The organism is Bradyrhizobium stylosanthis (genome assembly GCF_001641335.1).
In the GTDB taxonomy this organism is placed as follows: domain Bacteria; phylum Pseudomonadota; class Alphaproteobacteria; order Rhizobiales; family Xanthobacteraceae; genus Bradyrhizobium; species Bradyrhizobium stylosanthis.
Genome location: NZ_LVEM01000001.1, coordinates 1,350,427 through 1,370,037 on the forward strand (window position 1 = coordinate 1,350,427; position 19,611 = coordinate 1,370,037).

General features: G+C 63.8%; 20 protein-coding genes and 1 tRNA gene. 13 read left to right on the forward strand and 8 right to left on the reverse strand.

The features are described 5' to 3' along the window. Window positions 1-48: 48 nt before the first annotated feature. Window positions 49-1,956, reverse strand: coding sequence for a TOMM precursor leader peptide-binding protein (locus tag A7X65_RS06665; protein ID WP_245323314.1), 1,908 nt, complete (start codon window positions 1,954-1,956; stop codon window positions 49-51). Here A7X65_RS06665 and A7X65_RS43095 point away from each other — a divergent pair. The 6 genes from A7X65_RS43095 to A7X65_RS06685 all read left to right on the forward strand — a co-directional run bounded on the left by A7X65_RS43095 (window position 1,933) and on the right by A7X65_RS06685 (window position 7,622). Next, window positions 1,933-2,370 carry a hypothetical protein gene (locus tag A7X65_RS43095; RefSeq protein ID WP_245323321.1) on the forward strand — a complete coding sequence of 146 codons (438 nt, stop codon included), beginning with the start codon at window positions 1,933-1,935 and terminating at the stop codon, window positions 2,368-2,370. The genes A7X65_RS06665 and A7X65_RS43095 overlap by 24 nt on opposite strands. A gap of 358 nt (window positions 2,371-2,728) precedes the next feature. After that, on the forward strand, window positions 2,729-3,016 hold the full coding sequence (locus A7X65_RS41535; RefSeq protein ID WP_156527674.1) for a hypothetical protein: 288 nt from the start codon (window positions 2,729-2,731) through the stop codon (window positions 3,014-3,016). 89 nt (window positions 3,017-3,105) lie between these two features. Next, entirely contained in the window at window positions 3,106-3,975 is an 870-nt protein-coding gene (locus A7X65_RS06670; RefSeq protein WP_245323325.1) for a VOC family protein, read from the forward strand. Window positions 3,976-4,155: 180 nt separating this feature from the next. Beyond that, window positions 4,156-6,006 (forward strand): dihydroxy-acid dehydratase, encoded by a 1,851-nt coding sequence (gene ilvD, locus A7X65_RS06675; RefSeq protein ID WP_063683481.1) that lies wholly within the window; start codon window positions 4,156-4,158, stop codon window positions 6,004-6,006. A 220-nt stretch (window positions 6,007-6,226) separates the two neighbouring features. After that, window positions 6,227-6,550 carry a hypothetical protein gene (locus A7X65_RS06680; protein ID WP_027559170.1) on the forward strand — a complete coding sequence of 108 codons (324 nt, stop codon included), beginning with the start codon at window positions 6,227-6,229 and terminating at the stop codon, window positions 6,548-6,550. A 328-nt stretch (window positions 6,551-6,878) separates the two neighbouring features. Next, complete coding sequence (locus tag A7X65_RS06685; RefSeq protein WP_063683482.1) at window positions 6,879-7,622, forward strand: hypothetical protein; 744 nt, start codon at window positions 6,879-6,881, stop codon at window positions 7,620-7,622. A gap of 72 nt (window positions 7,623-7,694) precedes the next feature. Here the strand turns inward: A7X65_RS06685 and A7X65_RS41540 are convergent, their stop codons facing one another. Together A7X65_RS41540 and A7X65_RS06690 are read right to left on the reverse strand one after the other, a co-directional pair. After that, the gene (locus tag A7X65_RS41540; protein WP_156527675.1) at window positions 7,695-7,865 is read right to left on the reverse strand and encodes a hypothetical protein; all 171 of its coding nucleotides are present in this window, start codon (window positions 7,863-7,865) and stop codon (window positions 7,695-7,697) included. A 298-nt stretch (window positions 7,866-8,163) separates the two neighbouring features. Continuing rightward, window positions 8,164-8,253, reverse strand: a tRNA-Ser gene (locus tag A7X65_RS06690). Window positions 8,254-8,523: 270 nt separating this feature from the next. On the opposite strand from A7X65_RS06690, the gene A7X65_RS06695 reads away from it, so the two are divergent. Next, on the forward strand, window positions 8,524-8,715 hold the full coding sequence (locus A7X65_RS06695; protein WP_063683483.1) for a hypothetical protein: 192 nt from the start codon (window positions 8,524-8,526) through the stop codon (window positions 8,713-8,715). Window positions 8,716-8,773: 58 nt separating this feature from the next. Here the strand turns inward: A7X65_RS06695 and A7X65_RS06700 are convergent, their stop codons facing one another. Beyond that, entirely contained in the window at window positions 8,774-9,004 is a 231-nt protein-coding gene (locus tag A7X65_RS06700; RefSeq protein ID WP_063683484.1) for a hypothetical protein, read from the reverse strand. A 244-nt stretch (window positions 9,005-9,248) separates the two neighbouring features. Here A7X65_RS06700 and A7X65_RS06705 point away from each other — a divergent pair, with 244 nt between their 5' ends. Continuing rightward, a complete protein-coding gene (locus A7X65_RS06705) occupies window positions 9,249-9,566 on the forward strand; it encodes a DUF1476 domain-containing protein (protein ID WP_063684834.1) in 318 nt (105 codons plus the stop codon). A 17-nt stretch (window positions 9,567-9,583) separates the two neighbouring features. On the opposite strand, the gene A7X65_RS06710 is transcribed toward A7X65_RS06705, so the two are convergent. Then, window positions 9,584-10,054, reverse strand: a complete 471-nt coding sequence (locus A7X65_RS06710; RefSeq protein ID WP_063683485.1) for a GNAT family N-acetyltransferase — start codon at window positions 10,052-10,054, stop codon at window positions 9,584-9,586. 34 nt (window positions 10,055-10,088) lie between these two features. Then, a complete protein-coding gene (locus tag A7X65_RS06715) occupies window positions 10,089-10,667 on the reverse strand; it encodes a TIGR00645 family protein (protein WP_063683486.1) in 579 nt (192 codons plus the stop codon). 246 nt (window positions 10,668-10,913) lie between these two features. Between A7X65_RS06715 and A7X65_RS06720 the strand changes: the two genes are divergently transcribed. Further along, entirely contained in the window at window positions 10,914-11,147 is a 234-nt protein-coding gene (locus A7X65_RS06720) for a hypothetical protein (RefSeq protein ID WP_245323414.1), read from the forward strand. 28 nt (window positions 11,148-11,175) lie between these two features. Here the strand turns inward: A7X65_RS06720 and A7X65_RS43520 are convergent, their stop codons facing one another. After that, window positions 11,176-11,304: a hypothetical protein gene (locus A7X65_RS43520; protein ID WP_283806131.1), complete on the reverse strand. Its 129-nt coding sequence runs from the start codon at window positions 11,302-11,304 to the stop codon at window positions 11,176-11,178. Between the two features lie 818 nt (window positions 11,305-12,122). On the opposite strand from A7X65_RS43520, the gene A7X65_RS06725 reads away from it, so the two are divergent. Beyond that, window positions 12,123-13,058, forward strand: a complete 936-nt coding sequence (locus A7X65_RS06725; protein ID WP_082884843.1) for a septal ring lytic transglycosylase RlpA family protein — start codon at window positions 12,123-12,125, stop codon at window positions 13,056-13,058. Between the two features lie 47 nt (window positions 13,059-13,105). On the opposite strand, the gene A7X65_RS06730 is transcribed toward A7X65_RS06725, so the two are convergent. After that, the gene (locus A7X65_RS06730; protein WP_245323328.1) at window positions 13,106-17,416 is read right to left on the reverse strand and encodes an IPT/TIG domain-containing protein; all 4,311 of its coding nucleotides are present in this window, start codon (window positions 17,414-17,416) and stop codon (window positions 13,106-13,108) included. Between the two features lie 413 nt (window positions 17,417-17,829). Between A7X65_RS06730 and A7X65_RS06735 the strand changes: the two genes are divergently transcribed. The 3 genes from A7X65_RS06735 to A7X65_RS06745 all read left to right on the forward strand — a co-directional run bounded on the left by A7X65_RS06735 (window position 17,830) and on the right by A7X65_RS06745 (window position 19,579). Beyond that, the gene (locus tag A7X65_RS06735; protein WP_063683488.1) at window positions 17,830-18,372 is read left to right on the forward strand and encodes a phage tail protein; all 543 of its coding nucleotides are present in this window, start codon (window positions 17,830-17,832) and stop codon (window positions 18,370-18,372) included. 99 nt (window positions 18,373-18,471) lie between these two features. Then, window positions 18,472-18,999, forward strand: coding sequence for a phage tail protein (locus tag A7X65_RS06740; protein WP_063683489.1), 528 nt, complete (start codon window positions 18,472-18,474; stop codon window positions 18,997-18,999). A 37-nt stretch (window positions 19,000-19,036) separates the two neighbouring features. Then, complete coding sequence (locus tag A7X65_RS06745) at window positions 19,037-19,579, forward strand: phage tail protein (protein ID WP_063683490.1); 543 nt, start codon at window positions 19,037-19,039, stop codon at window positions 19,577-19,579. The last annotated feature ends 32 nt before the right edge of the window (window positions 19,580-19,611 follow it).

Here is a 19,611-nt window from a genome sequence, read left to right on the forward strand (position 1 = left end):
ACCTTCCTGGTCGGCTTCTTCCGGGGAGCGCGCACGACGAGGAGGCCTTCAGGTGTGTGGAAGGAATGAGGTCAGATCGCTTTCCAGTCGCGGCCGCTCCAACAATCCGAGCTTCACCGGCACATCGTAAAGGCGGCCCGGCGCGAAACGGCGATAAAAATGACGCAAGCCGGGAACGAGCACTCTGACGACCGGAACCTCGACGTCGGGACGTGTCTGGTCGAGGACGAGGAAATCGTAGCCCGCACGGGCGGCGATCTCGACACAGGCGATGGCCTGGTCACGCGTATTGTCGTGAAGCTTGAGGCTCGGCGCTGGGGGGACGATCGGGCGATTGCTGGGGATCAGGAACGGGTAGTTTTCCAGGCGCAGCGGTGTCACACCGTCGAGGGTCGGCTTCTCGCCGCTCGCACTGCCCATCATGCTGACGGACATGAATTGGGTCAGCTCGGTGAGGGAGCGCAGCAGGGCTATGCGGCGGTCGAAATGCGCGCCGGAACCGAACTCGATATGCTCGTGTCCATTCTCCATCCAGTGCATGATTGCCACGTAAGTGGGAATGCCAAGGTCGGTCGTAACATCGAGCACCCACAGCTTGCGCCCGGCTTCCGCAAATTGAGACCGGAGATCCCGGACATAGAAATCGTCGAACTGCTCGAGGTCGACCTCGGCGCGCTGCACCCGGTTGTACCACCAGATCGCGTAGGCATCGCGTTCGATCAGTTCGAGGAAGCCCTGGACAATCGCTTCGTCGCGGGTGTTGCCGGCCGCGCATCCGTTGGAATCCGTATGAAAGCCGCCATAAAAGAAATACAGCAGGCCCGTCGGCAGATATTTGAAGCGCTTGTCGCGCAACGATGAGACGGGCGACCACTCGGTCCTCGTCGCAGGATCGAACGGCTCTGGAACCGGATGGGGATCGTCCGGCTGCTGGAGAAATCTGTTCTTGAACTGCGTTTCGCTGAAGAGCTGGACATCGTTGGGAAGAATCGCGTCGCCAGGCGCGAAGTCGGCAAATCGACGCGTCGTCCTGATCTCGTCGCCCTGGAAAATGCCCGAATAGCGTTCGATCGATTCCATCAGCGCGCTGGCTTCACCCTGCTCGGCGGTCGACCCCTTGCCAAAACTGCCGCCGCTCAATCCGGACCTGAGCTGGTCGATGCTGTGGGCCGGCGCGGAGAAATTATGCTGGGCGAAATAGTTGGTGTTCATCGGCAGATCGACGTCGATTCGTTCGAGCCTGGTCACTACCCCCGTCAGCGGGCTCACATGCTTGCGGAAGCGCGACACCGTCGACCGCGACGTCACGGTGCGATACCCACCGCTGGTCATGACGAGCCTCTTGCCCTCGGCAATCTCGACCAGGGCGGGAGATCGGCGCGGGTTGTTCAGCTTCCTGCTGCCGCAGGTCGGACATTGTGGACGTCGCGTCACGTAGTGCTTGGCGATCGCGGCGCCGGTCAGGTCGAAACTTGCGATGTGATCGCACAAATCGGTGCGAAAATCCGATGCAATCGCCTTGGCGATTTCGACGGCCGCAAAATGGATTCCGGTCTGGCCGACACTTTCTCTGACGAGCGGCGATATGGCAACCGCATGCGCCGGGCCCCTGTCGAGAAACCCCTTGATCTCCCGGTTGCGGATCATGCGATCGAACAGGCAGGTCCAGCAGGCGCTCTCGCCCGGTTTGAACACGGGTCCGACCAGCGGAAACGGGCCGGATGGCTGTACCAGCAGCCAGGGCGTCTTGCCGGCCACACGTTCCTGGTTCAGTTCAGCAAGTCCCCGGTCGAGATAGTCGTTCGCCAGCGTGATCGTGAGCTTCGGCGCTCGCTTGGCGATTTGAACACCGAGCTTGCTCAACGCCGCGGTCAGCTCCTTGGCGCCTTTGACGTCGATCGTCTCGATCTGGACGGGGCAATTGCGAAGATTTTGTTCCGCGATCTCCAAAGGCATGCCGAGGCTCGCCAGGAAACCGCCGACGGCGCCGTCGAATGCTTTCGCGGGCCGCGCAACGACGTAACGGCGATCGAGCAGCCGCTTGATCGCTTCCTCGATCTTGTTGGCCGGAAAGTGCTTCGAAAGCTGGCTGATGATTTCCGGCCACGTCTTGCCATGCTTTCCGATCGCGGTAGCCAGGGCACAGTAGAGCTCGCCGTGCAGGAAGAACTTGCGGTCCTCGGAATAGAGGCAAACCGCATCGGGAGGCAGGACGTAAGCGGTGAAGTTCGGTGCAAATCGGAGGATGTCTTTGCGGGTTTGCCGCGCGGCGCGGGTCTTGCGAGTTGCAGTCATTGCGTCAGCACGCTGATCCTGTTGCCGTCACGCCGGTTGTCGCGAAATCAAGCAATTGGCCGGACCCTTTCGTGAGGCCGGCCAATGACCTATCAACCCGTGAATGTGACATTCGGAGCGCGCCGAGGCCTAGCACCAGCGGCAGCGGCCCCACGATGCGCAGCAGCCCGCACATGATACGGCGCATCCCACCACGCCAACGCCACAGCCGACGGCACAACCCGCACATCGGCAACCGACGCCACATCGGCAACCACGGCAACCCCGACAGCCTCTGCAGCCGCGACAACCGCCGCATCCGCGCCATGCCAGCTGCACACGGCTGCCGGCGTTCTCCTTGTCGAAGAGATGGAAGGTGGCCAGGCTGACGTCAGCCATTTCCTCTTCATCGAGCGTGATTGCCTGACCGGCTCCAAGGTGGGGCAATTGTTGTATGTCGGGTGTCGGTACGGCGGACGCTGATGCGCCTCCCGCCAGCGAGAACGTCAACCCTGCGGCTCCGAACGCCGGCACGGCGACTTTGGTTACGCGCTTCTTCCCTTTAGAAGTCTTCTTCGCCTGCCGCATGGTCGAACCTCCGAGCATTGCAAGAAGCGTCCCAGCCGCGGTAAGCCTACGCCCAGGAAATGACGCGAGCAACAATTTCGCGCACAGAAGTGCGGCGCCGCACGTTCAGGATGATGCATTCATCTTCATGAACGGCATCGGCGCGGTCAGTTGACACAACGCATCAATGATCCACGCTGTTGGTGCGCGTGCAGTTTTGGTGCAGTGCCGCAAGTGCATCGAATCTCGAATGGAGAGAGCGGCGTGGCAGATCGATCAGGGCGCTTCGCTTGGTATGAACTCCTGACCACGGATGTCGCGGCGGCAGGCGCATTTTACAGCAAGGCCGTCGGCTGGGGCCTGAAGGACGAGTCGACCCCGGAACTGCCTTATACGGTGCTTAGGAGCGGCGGCGCTCCGCTCGGCGGGCTTATGGATATTCCGGAAGAGGGGCGGAGACTGGGGGCGACGCCGCGGTGGATGGGATACGTCGCCGTCGACGACCTGGACGCCACCGCCGCGCGGATCGGGCGTCTTGGAGGCACGATCCTTGTACCGCCGACCGACACCAATATCGGCCGCATAGCAGTCGTTGCCGATCCGCAAGAGGCGACGTTCGGGCTGATCAAAGAACCGACATATGGCCGGCGGAAGCCGGGCCGGCTGGACGAGCCGGGGCGCGTAGGCTGGCATGAGTTACTGGCCGCCGACCGGACCGTGATCTTCGATTTCTACAGAGAACTATTCGATTGGCAGCAGGCCGACGCACAAAGCGATCCAGCGGACTGGTATCAATTGTTCTCGGCGGGTGGGCAGACGGTCGGCGGCATGCTCACGAAACTTCCGAGCGTCGCGCAGCCGAGCTGGCTGCATTACTTCAATGTCGCCGACATCGGCGCTGCCAGCAAACATGTGATTGCCGGCGGAGGCCGGATCCTCCAGGGGCCGATCGAATTGCCTGACGGCTGCTGGATCGCACGATGTGTCGATCCCCAGGGCGCCCTGTTTGCATTGCAGGGCGCCCGAGGTCAGACAAGCATTGAACCATCCTCGGCTTCGGAAATCGGCTGGTCCGCCAAATGGGGGGGCATTGCCTCCCAAGGCAGAATTGTGCTGCCCAAGCCAAAGCGCTAGCGGTAGCGTCTGTCCGACGCTGCCGCGACCCCTGCAATAGCCCGCGCCGGGAGCAGGGAAGGCCTGCCATGCCCAAGTTCCCGTTGCGCGCGCCCGGTCCGTGCGCTATCCGGCCGGAAAGGCCTGAGGCGGCTCCATATTTTCCCGCCCGGCCACCCAAACCCGAGGACGGAAACCGCCATGCCAGCCTATCGCTCCCGCACCACCACCCACGGCCGCAACATGGCGGGCGCGCGCGGCCTCTGGCGCGCGACGGGCATGAAGGACGGCGATTTCGGCAAGCCGATCATCGCGGTCGTCAACTCCTTCACCCAGTTCGTGCCCGGCCACGTCCACCTCAAGGACCTCGGCCAGCTCGTCGCGCGCGAGATCGAGCAGGCCGGCGGCGTCGCCAAGGAATTCAACACCATTGCGGTCGATGACGGCATCGCCATGGGCCATGACGGCATGCTCTACAGCCTGCCGTCGCGCGAGCTGATTGCCGACAGCGTCGAGTACATGGCCAATGCGCATTGCGCCGACGGCCTCGTCTGCATCTCCAACTGCGACAAGATCACGCCCGGCATGCTGATGGCCGCGCTGCGGCTCAACATCCCCGCCGTGTTCGTCTCGGGTGGCCCGATGGAGGCCGGCAAGGTCAAGCTGCAGGGCAAGACCAAGGCCGTCGATCTCATCGACGCCATGGTGGCTGCGGCCGACTCCAAGGTCAGCGACGAGGACGTCAAGGTGATCGAGCGCTCGGCGTGCCCGACCTGCGGCTCCTGCTCGGGCATGTTCACCGCCAATTCCATGAACTGCCTGACCGAGGCGCTTGGCCTCGCGCTGCCCGGCAACGGCACCGTGGTCGCCACCCATGCCGACCGCAAGCGCCTGTTCGTGGAGGCCGGCCACACCATCGTGGATCTCGTCCGCCGCTACTACGAGCAGGACGACGCGTCGGTGCTGCCGCGCAACATCGCGAACTTCAAGGCGTTCGAGAATGCGATGACGCTCGACATCGCCATGGGCGGCTCGACCAACACCGTGCTGCATCTGCTCGCCGCCGCCCATGAAGGGCAGGTTGCCTTCACCATGCAGGACATCGACCGGCTGTCGCGCCGCGTGCCCGTGCTCTGCAAGGTCGCACCGTCGGTCGCCGACGTGCACGTCGAGGACGTGCATCGCGCCGGCGGCATCCTGGGCATTCTCGGCGAGCTCGACCGCGCCGGTCTGATCGACACGTCGTGCTCGACCGTGCACGCGCCGACGATGAACGAGGCGCTGGAGCGCTGGGACATCAAGCGCTCCAAGAGCGAGGCGGTGCGCACCTTCTATCGCGCCTCGCCCGGCGGTATCCCGACGCAAGTCGCCTTTAGCCAGGAGCGCCGCTACGACGAGCTCGATGCCGACCGCGAGAAGGGCGTCGTGCGCGACCTCGAGCACGCCTTCAGCAAGGACGGCGGTCTCGCCGTGCTCTACGGCAACCTCGCGCAGGACGGCTGCATCGTGAAGACCGCCGGCGTCGACGCCTCGATCCTGAAATTCTCCGGCCCGGCGCGCGTGTTCGAGAGCCAGGACGCGGCGGTTGAAGGCATCCTCGGCGGTAAGGTCGTCGCCGGTGAGGTCGTGGTCATCATCTATGAAGGCCCGCGCGGCGGCCCCGGCATGCAGGAGATGCTGTATCCGACCAGCTATCTGAAATCGATGGGCTTGGGTAAGGCCTGCGCGCTCGTCACCGACGGTCGCTTCTCCGGCGGCTCGTCGGGCTTGTCGATCGGCCATCTCTCGCCGGAAGCGGCCGAAGGCGGCAACATCGGCCTCGTGCGCACCGGCGACATCATCGCCATCGACATCCCGAACCGCAGCATCACGCTGGAGGTCTCCGACGAGGAACTCGCCAAGCGTCGCGCCGCGGAGGAGGCGAAGGGCGACACCGCCTGGCAGGCGATCGGCCGCAAGCGCAACGTCTCGACCGCGTTGCAGGCTTACGCCGCGCTCACCACCAGCGCCGCGCGCGGCGCGGTGCGCGAGGTGAAGCGTCGCTCGAACTGAGCGCTGCACCGCGCACACCACGCGCGCATGGTCAACAAGTTCTGAACGGCCGGCGAAAGCCGGCCGTTTGCATTAAGGACGTCCCCATGAACTTCAGCAGGTTCGGATTTTGCGGCGTATACTGCGGCGACCTTCGCAAATCCATTTCGGGCAACTGGGGCACCGCATAATGTCTCGTACTCTTGCTGTTGTTTTCTCCACGGCCGTCGCTGCGATTTCCATGACGGGCGCTGCTTCCGCCGGCTGCTACAATTGCTACACGCCGCCGCCGTGCCAGACCTGCTATCAGCAGCAATACGTCGCGCCGCAATACCGCACCGTGGACGAGACCGTGATGGTGTCGCCGGGCTCCGTCGTCGCGCATCGTACGCCGGCGCAGTATCGCACCGTGATGGTGCCGCAGACCGTGATGGTGGCTCCGCCGGGCGTCCAGTACGAGCGCATCCCGCCGCAATACGCCACGCGTCAGCGCGTCGAGATGGTCTCGCCGGGCTATTCCTATTACGCGCCGGTGCAGATGGGCTGCGCGTCCTGCGGCTACTGACGCCGACGCAGCAATCAACGTTTTCGAACGGCGCTCCCGCGGAGCGCCGTTTTCTTTTGCGCATCCGCAAACGAGGCCCGGATTGGAGGTGAACCCAACCGGGCCTCGTCACCAGCGACGCCCTGGGAGATGTCGCCGGTATCGCGGGTTGTTGAGGACGACAGGCTAAAGCACCAGGCTGACGCGCGCCTGACAAATCGCCGGATCAGGAAGTGTCGTCTGATCGTTCCGCGTCGCGCGGGACGCGCTTTCGATCAATGGGGGGCCGTGCCAAAAGCTGGATGCGTCCGATCGCCATTGTCATGGTCGGGCATCCCCGAGAGGAAGCATGGTGGACACATTCTGCAGTGACGACGCGCTCGCTTATGAACGCAGCCGGACGCATTTCGCACCGGGGCAGGGCATGATGCTTGACGATGCCTACCGGTTGGCGCATCTGCCGCTGGTCGCTCCGCATGATCCTCGCGTGATCGCAGCGAAGGATGGCACCCCCTACGACAAGGGCCGTCATCCAACGGCCTACTCGGTGGTGTTGCCGGTTTCGGCCGATGCACTCGAAGCATCGCCGGCCTATCGGGCGCTCGATGCGGAGATGCGGGCGGCTCCCTTTGCGCGCAAGGTGGCGTGGCACGTAATGGGCAGGCGGCGGCAGCGCCTGCATGCAACCATCTGCGGTGGCCTCGGCTCCGAATTGCCAGCGATCGAAGCTTCCCGTCGCTCGGCCCTGGCCGGGCTTGGACCCATCAGGGCCGAAATCCGCGGGCCGTTCTCGGGGAATGTGAACCGGGGACGGCTCTACCTGCGGGTCTACCCGGCGCTCCGCGACGGCGCCAACCTGCTCCATACGGTGCAGCGCGCGCTCGGCCGTCCGACAACGGATCTCTATGTCGTCGGACTTTGGAATTTGATGGACGACCTCGATGCCGGCGAGGCGGCAATCCTGGCGTCGATGATCGAGCGCTGGTGGTCACGCACGTTGCTGCAGGTCGAGGTCGGCGAGCTTTGGCTGCTCGGTGCGCGCGACGACCTCGTGCTGGATGGGGAAATCAGCGACCGTCTGCTGCTGCGCTGACGTGTCGTGACCTCGGATTTCGCTGTAGATTTCGCTGGAGCCTACTGATCTCCAACAGCCGCCATCTTGCTACTATTGCCAGAGCCGGCGAGTGATGTTGAACAAACCGGCGAGCGGCACGCCGACCAAAACGCCCGCAAGGCCGTACGCAATCCCGAACAGCGCTGCCGTCCATGGCCCCGAGCTTGTAGCGAAGCCGTATGCCGCAGCCAGCGCGCCAAGTGCCCCCGCAATCGCGAACATGTTCCGGTCGTTGCGCGCCTCTACGTTATGGATCGGCGTCCGCTTGCGACTAAGGACCGGAGGACCAAAAGGGTGTCGCGACCCGCAACTCGGGCACGCAGCGGCGTTCCCAGAGACTGAATGCCCACAGTCGTAGCAATCGATAAGTTTTTGAACGCGGCCCATCTCGGGCACCCTAGGCGGCGACACACACGTTGTCGATTCCCCGTGCTTTGTCCGCGGTGCCCTTTGATCCCCAATAGGCTGCCGGTTCGCACCCGGAACGTTGGGCGGACCAGAACGTCTTTCGACTAGCAGATGGCGGAAGGGGTGGGATTCGAACCCACGGTGCCCTTGCAGGCACGCCGGTTTTCAAGACCGGTGCCTTAAACCACTCGGCCACCCTTCCTGACGGAGAGGCTGTCGCTTAGCCCAGCCGACCGCCCAAGGCAACGCGAACTAGCCGGCGAACCGGCATTGCGGCATGCCGCAAGCAAGCCGCACCGCGATCATCGATCAGAATAACAGTCGGATCGGCGTCAGCACGCCGACATCAATATGCCTGACCAGGCCATCGCGCATGGCGCTAATTAACTGATATTGTGGGGTTTTATCCGGCTTCTACCGCGGTTTCGCGTCGATCGATGGAACCCTTTTAGGTCATCTGCGTTGTCTCGGCATGACTGAAGACCTTTCTTTTCGACGCAAACCCTTGACCCCCGAACAGCGCCAGGCGCGCGATGCGGCACGCCGCGTCGAGGCCGAAAAGGCCATGCGCGATCATGAAGAGGCGCAGAAGGCGTTTTACGCCAACAAGGAACGGTTGAAGGCCGAGCGCCTCGCGCGCGAAGCCGCGGCAGCCAAGGGCTGACCCGCCACTCGTTCCCCCGAGACCAATCCGAGATCAACCTTGCCGGTCGATGCCGTGCCTAGTGCCGGTGTCGGCCGGGAATGCGTGTTGGAATCAAGGCCAGCTTGAGGGCCTGCACCGCGCTCGCGAAGCCGCCGCGGGGCGATTGCGCCTCGATTGCTTCGGCCGCGATGCGGCAATCGTCGGCGACCTTGAGCAGCCCGGATCGTGTCAGGTCCATGTTGGAGAGGGCAGCCTGCTCCAGGCAGAGGCGTTCAAGTCGTCGAAACTCGCGCAGCTCTCTGTTCATGTGTCAGCTCTTGATGTGTCCCCCGGAGCCATGCGGCGCTGAGTCTGCTTAACAAACAGTAAACATCGAGATGTTGGCCGGTCTGGCTGGCGCGGGGCTGGTGCTGGCTGCGGTCGGCCAGATGCAGGCTTGACGGACTTTGCCTTCCGGGACGAAGCTTCAAATGATCCTCAACTGACACGAAATACGGAGACGTTCGCTCCCAGCCAGTCCATCCCATCCGCGAAACGCAATGGAGCTGACCATGACCACGTTCGACAAGCGCGAGCAGGGCTTCGAGGCCAAATTCGCCCACGACGAGGAGCTCATGTTCAAGGCCGCGGCCCGGTCCAACAAGCTGCTCGGGCTGTGGGCGGCCGGCCAGCTGGGTCTCACCGGGGATGAAGCGGCCAGTTATGCGACGATGCTGGTGACCGACAATGTCGCGAATCAGACGATGGATGAAGTCCTGGACAAGGTGTCTGGCGATCTCGCCGGCAAGGGCGTCGCGCGCGAGCAGGTCGCGGCCAAGCTCCAAGAATGTCTGCACGCGGCGTTGCAGCAGTTGGAAGCAAAGGAGTGAGCGCCGCAGCGTGGTGCTCACAGCTCCATATGTATGATCTCGATGGGCTCGCCACCGAGACCGTGAGAGAACTGTCCTCGACCTGTGCGTCTGAAACCGTAACGTCGGTAGAAGGGTTCGGCGTTGATGGTGGCTTCAAGGCGGATCGGCCCGCTATGGCCGAGCCGCGCCTGGGCCACGCCGATGTCGAGCAGCCGTTTTCCGACGCCGAAGCCGGCCGCCCCAGGCAGTACGAATAATCGGGTGACTTCGCCGGGCTCGGCATCGACGAAGCCGATGACGACGTCGTTGCGAAGGCAGACAGTCATTCGCCCCCTGACGATGAGTTCTTCGTAGAACAGGGGCGTCCGTTCGCCCATCCAGTTCTCGATCTGGGCCGGTGAATAGCATCCCCGCGAAAGACCCGCGATCGAGGCCTTGGTGATGTCAAACACAGTTTCCGCGTCTTCGGGGCACGCCGGTCTGAAGGAGATGTTGTCAGCGGGCATGCGGACTCCGGATCGAGATCGCAAATCGAACGCCTCACTCGGCGTGTCTGCGCATTCCGGAGTCGCTGAGCTTGTCGACATAGGCAATTCCGAGCGCGGAGACGATGAAGGTGATGTGGATCAGCACCTGCCACATCACGCCGGTCTCGGTGAAGCCGGCGCGGTTCGAGCCGAGATTGCCGGCCTCGATGAAGGTGCGCAGCAGCGCGATCGAGGAGATGCCGATGATGGCCATGGCGAGCTTGATCTTCAGGACGCTCGCATTGACGTGGCCGAGCCATTCCGGCTCGTCCGGATGGCCCTGGAGGTCGAGCCGCGAGACGAAGGTCTCGTAGCCGCCGACGATGACCATCACGAGCAGGTTCGAGATCATCACGACGTCGATCAGCGCAAGCACGCTCATCATGATCTGCTGCTCGGTGAGATCGATCGCGTGCCAGGAGAGGTGCCAGAGCTCCTTGAGAAACAGCACGATGTAGACGCATTGCGCCACGATCAGTCCGAGATAGAGCGGCAATTGCAGCCATCGCGAGCCGAAGATGATCATCGGCAGCACGCCGAGGCGCGGCGAGGGCGAACGGGATCCGGTCCTTGGCTCAGGCTCAACCGACATTCAGGCAGCATCCTTGCGAGCGGAGACGATCTCGCTCTCATGTACCCCGGCAAGATGGCCGGTGGAAGACGCGAGGCGCGCCTGGCTGGTTCGGATGGCCGCCTCTCTTGGCGGTTGTCCGGGGATCGTGCAGTTTCGTGCTAGCGTGGGATGCGGCCGTCGCGTGACGGGCCCGGATGGGGAGGCGAGAGGTTGCAGAGTTGCTTCGGCAGAAGGCCCGGCGGTTTGGCGCTGGTTGCGGTGGTGATGCTTGGTGCCGGCATCGGCGAGGCATTGGCTACGCCGCTGACGCCGTTTCGCTACGAAGCGCAGGCGCAGCGGCATTGTCCGCATGATCAGGTGGTCTGGCTGGATTTCAGGAAGGGCATCTACTACGCGAAAGGCCAGAAGCGTTATGGCCAGGGCTTCGACGGTAGCTTCGTCTGCCGCAGCGAAGCCCGTGAGAGCTTGTATCGCCGGTCGCTGCTCGGACTGCGCTGAGTGCGTGACCGGCGCTCCGGGACTCCGGTTATTTCTGGCCCGGGAGCTTCACCGGCACGTGCGGGGAGGTGCTGATGATGCGGGGGCTTCCGTCGGGATAGGTGCGATCGCCGCGGATCAGGGATTCCAGAACCAGGAAAAATTTCTCGGCAAGCATTTGCGTCACCTTCGTTGGTGAGGGCCTCTTGAAATGGGTCGAGGCGTCGAATGCAGAAATTCAATCAACTAAAGGAGAGCAGGGCAATCCAAAACGGATGGCATGCTGCATCGCGGTGTAGTTGTCGTTAGAAATGAGGAAACTCGTGGTCGTGCTCAGGCGAAGGCCAATGCCATGAGGCTCGAGCACAACAGCACCAGACCGCTCGCGGTCAATGCCAGGAAGCCATCGGATACGAGGTCATGGTTGCTGCGCATGGGACACCTATTGGGACACCTGCCGCTCTCGTCTTCGATGCTCGGTCGGATTGATTAAAACTGTCCGAACGTGCCGTCTTGAAAGAGGTGATGCTTGCCGCCCGCGCGAATACCCTCAGGCCCTCGTGCGGTAACCTTCAAACGCATGGGCCAGGAAGATCCCCGCGCTTACCAGACCCATCAGTGCCGAAACCGTCTCGATCATCGTTAAATTCCAAATCCCGCCCTTGCATCCGAGAGAACGCGGGCGGCCTTGCACAGTCAAAAGAATTCCAGTGAGCGGCGCGACAATGGGGGTGGAGTGAGGATTTGGCGCAACAGAATGTCCAGGAGTGGCACAAAGCAGGCGCCTTCACGCCGTAGATCGACGGGGGAAAACGAACGCGGCGTTTACCATCCCGGCGCGATGGCTGTGGGCTCCCCATTTCCGCCGTGTTCGGGTTGCGTTATCCTTACTGCATCTGACGCGGTGGTGGGCCGCCTCGGATTGGATGACCGGACGGCGCTCCCCGTAGCTAAAGCGGGTTAGGTACGCCTCCGGCGAAGTGGTATTTGGGGCACATGGGGATCCGACGGTCAGATTCGGTTTTGCGGGCCGCGCGCGGTGTCGCGGTGGTCGCAAGCTGCCTCGCGCTCGCCAATTGCGCCTCCTCGAACAAATTCGCCAGCCGGGTCGATCCGAAATACGGCGTGTCGTCGAGCCCCCGGGTCGTCGCCTTTGGCGAGCCGGTCCCGAAGGGCGGCGGCACCTACCGCGTCGGCAAGCCCTATGTGGTGGCGGGCAAGACCTACGTGCCGGAAGAGGACGTCAACTACCGCGCCGAGGGCATGGCCTCCTGGTACGGCGATGATTTCCACGGCCGCCTGACCGCCAACGGTGAAGTGTTCGACATGGGTTCGCTGACCGCGGCGCATCCGACCCTCCCGATGCCGTCCTATGCGCGGGTCACCAACGTCTCGAACGGCAAGTCGCTGATCGTCCGCGTCAACGATCGCGGGCCTTATCACGGCAACCGGCTCATCGACGTCTCGAACAAAGCCGCCGAACTCCTTGAATTCAAAGGCAATGGCGTCGCCAAGGTGCGCGTCGAATATGTCGGCCGGGCGCCGCTCGAAGGATCCGACGACCGTCAGCTGATGGCGACGCTCCGCACCGGGATCCCGGCGCCGTCGCCCTCGATGGTCCGGGTCGCCTCGGCCAGGCCCTTCGTGCCGGAGCTGCCGTCATCGAATCGTGGCGCCATCCGCGGCGAGGTTCCGATGCCGGAAGGGCGGCCCTACAATCTCGGCAATACGTCCGCCGACATGGCCTCGCTCAATGCGACCTCGGAGATGTCGGCCTCGAGCCGCAGCCGGGGCCGGGCTCTCCAGAACGCCAGGCAGGTGTCCTATGACGACGAGGGGCGCTACGCGACCGAGAGCGCTCCGTCCGCCGCCTACACTTCGGACGGCGCCGCCGAGGCCCGCAGCATCCTGAGCGGACGCGGCCTCTACTGAGCCTCGCAAGTCAATCAGCGACGAAGCCCGTCGCTGAGATCCGGTGATCAGAACGGGATGCGCGCGCGTCCCGCAAACGTCCAGATCTGCGTGTTGCCGCCGATGCCGCCGAGTTCGGCGCCGAAGCCGACGGTGGCCCCGCCCGCCAGCCTTGCACCGATGCCGCCGGTGACGCGCGCCGACCAGCCTTGCAGCAGCGGCGTCGATGCCAGCGGAATGCCTCCCGCAGCAACGATCGCGGCCGCGTCGTCCTGGGTGAAGTAGTAATCGGCGTAGACGCCGGCATAGGGCAGCAGCAGCACGCTATCGAGCCACGGTACGGGATAGGACACTCTGTTGCCTGCCGAGGCGCGGCCGCTGGAGAAGGTGCGGGCGGCCTGCGAGGTGCCGAGCGAATCGACATAGGCGTTTTCACGTTCCCACAGCGCGTAGACCTTGGCCGACGGCTCGATGTTGAAATTGGCCCAGCTGTAGCTGCCGGTGAAACCGGTCGCGAACATCCAGCGATTGCCGTTGAAATTGCCCTGGGCGGTGCCGGCGGTGCCGTCATAGCCGATACCGGAATAGGTCACCGCCGCGTCGTAGCGCAGCGTCGGGATGATCTTCCAGCCGACATAGGCGCCGACGGTCCAGCCGTCGCCCTTGAGCTTTCCGCTGATGTCGGTCTGGGTGTAGCTGAAATTCTCGTAGCCGCCGACGACGCCGACCAGCAGGTCTGGCCTGGCACGGTAGGTCAGGCCCGACAGCAAATTGATCTGCTGGCCATAGAGCGTGGCCTGCGTTGCGCCCTGACCGATATTGCCGGACGAGCCCCAGCGGTCGATGCCGGTGCCGCGCACGTCGATCCAGAACAGCCAGTCCTTCTGCTCCTTGAACCGCGCACGCGGTGCCTTGGTCGGCGCCGCGCGGTCGATCGCGGCGAAGGCATCGTCGATCCGCGAAGCCCCGCCGGCACGGCCGGCCCTGCCGGAGCGTCCGTCGCCGGCATAGGCATTGGAGCCCTGCTGATCGATGGAACGGCCGGCCGGAGGCTCGTCGTCGCCATCGGGCGCTGCGGCGAAGTTGACCCGCATCCCGCCGCCGCCCGGCGTGATGTATTGTCCGCCATTGCTGAAGCCTTCGGAGATGGCGGTGTCGATGGCGCCGGAGATCGCCTGTCCCGAGCTTTGTGCGACGACCTTGGTGACGTTGAGCTGGAGCGCGCGCAGCCTGGCGCTATCGGCGGGAATATCCACCGACTGGGTCAGGGCAGACGAGGTCGAGCGGTCGAACGCCGGCGATCCGCCGTAGGTCGCGGTGATCGTGTGATTGCCGACGGCGAGCGCGGTTGTCGCGAAAGTCGCAGTGCCCGCCGCCAGTGCCGACGTTCCGATCGGCGTTCCGCCGTCGTTGAAAGTGACCGTTCCGGTCGGCGTTCCGCCCGGGCTTTGCACCTTGGCCGTGAAGGTGACGGACTGGCCGTAGCTGCTCGGATTCTGCGACGACGTCACCTCGGTCGTCGTCGTCGAGGACAGATAGGTGAACCGGTCTGCGGCCGAGGTGGGCGATGTGCCGCCGACCGTGGTCACCGTGACGTCGACCGTGCCGGAGCCGGCCGGTGAGGTCGCCGTGATCGACGTCGCCGAGTTCACCGTGAAGCTCGCCGTATTGGCGCCGAACTTCACAGCGGTGGCGCCGGTAAAGCCGGACCCGGTGATCGTGATGGACGTGCCGCCGACTGCCGGGCCGGATGTCGGTGAGATCGAGGTGACGGCGGGCGCCGGCGAGTAGCTGAACTGATCTGATGCTGACGTCGGGGAGGTCCCTCCGGGCGTCGTCACGGTGACATCGACAGTGCCGGCGCCGGCGCCGGGCGGCGAGGTCGCCGTGATCGAGGTCGCCGAATTGACGGTGAAGCCGGTGGCCGTGACGGTGCCGAACTTCACGGCGGTCGCGCCTGAGAACGCGGTGCCGGTGATGGTGACCGACGTGCCGCCCGTGGTCGGGCCTGCATTCGGCGACACCGACGTCACTGTCGGCGTTGCGGCGTAGGTGAACTGATCCGCGGCAGAGGTGGCCGACGTTCCGCCCGGCGTCGTGACTTTGACATCGACGGTGCCGGTCCCTGCGGGAGAGGTTACGGTGATCGTCGTCGCGTTGACGACCGAGAAGCCACCTGCCGTTGTCCCTCCAAAGTTGACGGCCGTGGCGCCGGTGAAATTGGTGCCGGTGATCGTCACCGACGTGCCGCCGGCCAGTGGACCACCGTTCGGTGAAATCGACGTCACCGTCGGCACGCCGAAATAGGTGAACTGGTCCGCCGCCGAGGCGGCCGATGTACCGCCCGTGGTCGTCACCCTGACGTCTACGACGCCGGTCCCGGGCGGCGAGGGCACGGTGATCTGGGTGGCGGAATTGACGATGAAGCCTGTCGCAGCCACCGCGCCGAAGGTCACTGCGGTTGCTCCGGTGAAATTGGTGCCGGTGATGACCACTGACGTGCCACCGGCCTGCGGGCCGAGAGTCGGCGAGATCGAGGTGACCGTCGGCGTCGCTACATAGGTGAACTGGTCAGCAGCAGACGTCGCCGAGGTGCCCCCGGCTGTTGTCACCCTGATGTCGACAGTGCTGGCGCCGGACGGTGATGTCGCCGTGATCTGGGTAGCGGAATCGACATTGAAGCCCGTTGCAGCTACGCCGCCAAAGGTCACAGCCGTCGTGCCCGAGAAGTTGGTGCCGGTGATCGTCACCGTGGTGCCGCCTGTACCCGGACCTGCGGTCGGGGAAATCGACGTCACGGTGGGGGCTGCGACATAGGAGAATTGGTCCGCAGCCGAGATTGCCGACGTCCCGCCGGGCGTCGTGACGGTGATGTCGACGATACCGGTGCCGGCCGGCGCGGTCGCGGTGATCTGGGTCGACGTATTGACGGCGAATCCGGTCGCCGCCGTGCCGCCGAATGTCACCGCGGTCGCACCCGACAGGTTTGTGCCGGTGATGACGACACTTGTGCCGCCGGTCTGCGGACCTGCAGTCGGCGAGATCGACGTGACGGAAGGTACCGCGAAATAGGTGAACTGGTCCGCCGCGGAAGTCGCCGACGTGCCGCCTGGAGTGGTGACCCTGACGTCGACCGCGCCAGTGCCCGCGGGAGAGGTCACGGTGATCGTCGTCGCGTTGACGACCGAGAATCCACCTGCCGTTGTCCCGCCGAAGCTGACGGCCGTGGCGCCGGTGAAATTGGTGCCGGTGATCGTCACCGACGTGCCGCCGGCCGTGGGCCCCGAGGTTGGCGAGATCGAGGTGACGGTGGGAGCGGCGATATAGGTAAACTGGTCTGCCGCCGAAACTGCTGACGTGCCTCCGATCGTCGTCACCCTGACGTCGACGGTGCCCGAGCCTGCCGGTGCGGTCGCCGTGATCTGGGTCCCGGAATCGACATTGAAGCCCGTCGCAGCTACGCCGCCAAAGGTCACAGCCGTCGCGCCCGAGAAGTTGGTGCCGGTGATGACCACCGACGTGCCGCCCGTCGCCGGACCTGAGGTCGGCGAGATCGACGTGACAGTCGGCGCGGCGACATAGGTGAACTGGTCCGCGGCCGAAGTCGCCGATGTTGCGACCGACGTCGTCACCGTGACATCGACAATGCCGGCGGTGCCGGCCGGGGAGGTCGCCGTGATCTGCGTACTGGAATTGACGGTGACGCCGGTTGCATTGTTGGCGCCGAATTTCACGGCGCTGGCGCCGCTCAGATTGGTGCCCGTGATGATCACGGTCGTGCCGCCGGTTGTTGGACCTGATGTCGGCGATATCGAGGTCACGGTCGGCGGGTTGGGCAGATTGACCGTGATCGTGAACGAAGTGTCGGTGAGATGAACACCGGAGTTGCAAGGCGCACTCTGCGAGCAGCTGCTGGTGTACCAGAGGGTGATCGTATCGGTGCCGCTTCCGGAAATCGTGTTGATCTGGATGTCGTATTCGTCGGTGTGCTGGTTGTTGACCCCGTTGTTGACGGGCACCAGGGTGTAAGTGGCATTTGCCGTCGTGTAGTTCAGGTTCGTGAGGGTCGTTCCGCCGGCAGTCATCGGATAGTGCTGGAACGCATCGATGTTTGGATTGGTGCCGTTCGAGGAGCCGTAGAGACCCCACCTGACCGTATCGTTGCTCACGCAGAGCCCGACCGCGTTGCCGGCACCGGTCCCGGTGAAAGTGATCGTGCCGCCAGTGGGCGACGCGGACGAGAAATTGCACGCCGCGTTCGCTGCGGCCATCGCGCCGAGCATCAGGACGACCGCGATGCAGATGCGTTGAACCGCGCGCCAGAGGGGCCGCAAGGCGTGCCGCGACACGGCTCCGCCGTCGCGCACGTAGACCGCCAATTCCCCGCTTGTTCCTGGCACGGCCACCGCAATTGCGTGACTCACCGGCCCCCCTTCGCGGCACTCTTTCGCAGAGCTCCGCCCTGAAATCCCTGATTGTGTAATTTTTCACTGATATCGTTGCGTGCATTTGGCTGAGATGCGGTGCACAACGCAAGCGTGTGAGCCCGAACACCGCGCTTCCAGCGCAACTTTTCAGCGAGCCGTTGCGCCACGGCAACAAAAGCGTGATCGAGCACAAGTAAGTTATTCGTCTGAGAGCGCATTTATGGTTGCGCTGGCGCTTGACTGTCGGGACGGTCTGTTGAACAATCTTGGCGAGTAGATCGTTTGTCGTGCATTTTATAATTTAATAGACCGTCGTCGTCGCATCACGAGACGATGGGGCGCCTGTTCTTTTTCGGGGAGGGGTCATGCCGTACCAGCCAGTTCTCGGCCAGATCATGCCTTTTGCCAGCGGCATCGTTCCCAGAGGCTGGGCACCCTGCAACGGCGCGCTGGTGGCGATCCAGACCAATCAAGCGCTGTTCTCGCTGCTCGGAACCTATTACGGCGGCAACGGCGTGACGACGTTTGCGCTTCCGGATCTTCGCGGCCGTGCCATCATCGGCTCGTCCGGCGGCAGCGGCCAATATCCCGTCGGTATGGTCAGCGGATCGATGTCGATCAACCTCACGGTGTCTCAATTGCCGAGCCACAATCACCTGATCCAGGCGATTGCGACACAGGGCAGCGGCCGTGGTGCTCAGGTTGCCGGCAACATCTTCGGCACGAACACGCTGCCGTCCGATAATCCGAAGAAGATATTCGGCCCGGCCGGGAGCGCCGATACGCCTTTGGCAACCGCCACCAATCTGGTGAACGAAGGCCAGGGGCAGCCTCACAACAACATGCAGCCCTATCTCGTCATCAGCTACCTGATCGCGATGCAGGGAATTTATCCGTCGCGAAACTAGGCGGCGGGCCGCGACATTTTCGCAGCCGTTGATATCGATTTCGAAGATCGGCGCATTGCCCGACCGGATCGGGAGCGCCCAGGCAGGGGATCAAGTGCAATGGCGGATCCGTTTATCGGCGAGATCAGGTTGTTTGGTTTTCCGCGAGTGCCGACCGGTTGGTTCGCCTGCAATGGTCAGGCGATGTCGATTTCGACGTATCAGGCGCTCTACACGGTGATCGGCACCACCTACGGCGGTGATGGCGTCAACACTTTCAATCTTCCCGACCTTCGCGGGCGCGTCGCGATCGGACAAGGGCAGGGCACGGGTTTTCCGGTCTATGTGCTGGGCCAGGCCGCGGGTGAGGAAAACCACACGCTGGTCGAGGCCGAAATGCCGACCCATAGTCATGCGCTGATGTCCTCGACCGCGACGGGCGAGACGTCCGTGCCCGGACAGAGCGTGCATCTCGCCACTGCGTCCGTCGGCAATTTCTATGCGCCGGTCGCGAACGCGGAGCCCTACGCAACCATGGCCGCCTGCGTGATGCCGGCCGGCAACAGCGTCGGGCACAACAACATGATGCCCACCGTCGTTGCCAACTACTGCATCTGCAGCGACGGCATCTTCCCTTCGCCCGGTTAGCAGCGCATCGATCCGTATTCAGTCTCGAGGAGACACCATGTCCAGTCCGTATGTCGGGGAGATCCAGGCCTTCACGTTTCCCTTTGCGACCGGCGGCTTCAACAATGCCTGGCTCCCATGCCTCGGCCAGATCGTACCAATTCAGCAATACACCCCGTTATTTTCACTGATCGGGACCAACTATGGCGGCAACGGCACGACCAATTTTGCTTTGCCCAATCTGAACGGTTCGGTCGTGATCAGCCAGGGCCAGGGGCAGGGGTTAGAGGATCGCATCATCGGCGAGGTCGTCGGCAGTCCGACGGTCAACCTGATTTCAAGCGAGATGGCTATTCACACGCACGCCCTGCAGCTCGGGGCCGGCAACGCACAGAATGCCGCGCCGGCTCCCGGGACGGCGCAGAACATGGTCGCACTCGATCCGCAATTCAACGGCTTCATCGCGCCGCCCGGCAATCTCACTTTGGCCCCCAATGCCGTCACGCTGACCGGGCAAGGGCAGGCCCACGACAACATGCAGCCGACGCTGGCCATTATCTGGTGCATCGCCTATGCAGGAATCTTTCCGTCCTTCGGCTGAACGCGCGGGCGCGGCGTGACGGCATGATGGAC

Coding starts and splice junctions, on each gene's coding strand:
- A7X65_RS06665 (WP_245323314.1), bottom strand. CDS start 1,956: ATGCCTTTGGAGATCGCGGAACAAAATCTTCGCAATTGCCCCGTCCAG.
- A7X65_RS41535 (WP_156527674.1), top strand. CDS start 2,729: ATGTCGGGTGTCGGTACGGCGGACGCTGATGCGCCTCCCGCCAGCGAG.
- ilvD (WP_063683481.1), top strand. CDS start 4,156: ATGCCAGCCTATCGCTCCCGCACCACCACCCACGGCCGCAACATGGCG.
- A7X65_RS06680 (WP_027559170.1), top strand. CDS start 6,227: ATGACGGGCGCTGCTTCCGCCGGCTGCTACAATTGCTACACGCCGCCG.
- A7X65_RS06685 (WP_063683482.1), top strand. CDS start 6,879: ATGGTGGACACATTCTGCAGTGACGACGCGCTCGCTTATGAACGCAGC.
- A7X65_RS41540 (WP_156527675.1), bottom strand. CDS start 7,865: ATGTTCGCGATTGCGGGGGCACTTGGCGCGCTGGCTGCGGCATACGGC.
- A7X65_RS06695 (WP_063683483.1), top strand. CDS start 8,524: ATGACTGAAGACCTTTCTTTTCGACGCAAACCCTTGACCCCCGAACAG.
- A7X65_RS06700 (WP_063683484.1), bottom strand. CDS start 9,004: ATGAACAGAGAGCTGCGCGAGTTTCGACGACTTGAACGCCTCTGCCTG.
- A7X65_RS06705 (WP_063684834.1), top strand. CDS start 9,249: ATGACCACGTTCGACAAGCGCGAGCAGGGCTTCGAGGCCAAATTCGCC.
- A7X65_RS06710 (WP_063683485.1), bottom strand. CDS start 10,054: ATGCCCGCTGACAACATCTCCTTCAGACCGGCGTGCCCCGAAGACGCG.
- A7X65_RS06715 (WP_063683486.1), bottom strand. CDS start 10,667: ATGTCGGTTGAGCCTGAGCCAAGGACCGGATCCCGTTCGCCCTCGCCG.
- A7X65_RS06720 (WP_245323414.1), top strand. CDS start 10,914: ATGCTTGGTGCCGGCATCGGCGAGGCATTGGCTACGCCGCTGACGCCG.
- A7X65_RS43520 (WP_283806131.1), bottom strand. CDS start 11,304: ATGCTTGCCGAGAAATTTTTCCTGGTTCTGGAATCCCTGATCCGCGGC.
- A7X65_RS06725 (WP_082884843.1), top strand. CDS start 12,123: ATGGGGATCCGACGGTCAGATTCGGTTTTGCGGGCCGCGCGCGGTGTC.
- A7X65_RS06735 (WP_063683488.1), top strand. CDS start 17,830: ATGCCGTACCAGCCAGTTCTCGGCCAGATCATGCCTTTTGCCAGCGGC.
- A7X65_RS06740 (WP_063683489.1), top strand. CDS start 18,472: ATGGCGGATCCGTTTATCGGCGAGATCAGGTTGTTTGGTTTTCCGCGA.
- A7X65_RS06745 (WP_063683490.1), top strand. CDS start 19,037: ATGTCCAGTCCGTATGTCGGGGAGATCCAGGCCTTCACGTTTCCCTTT.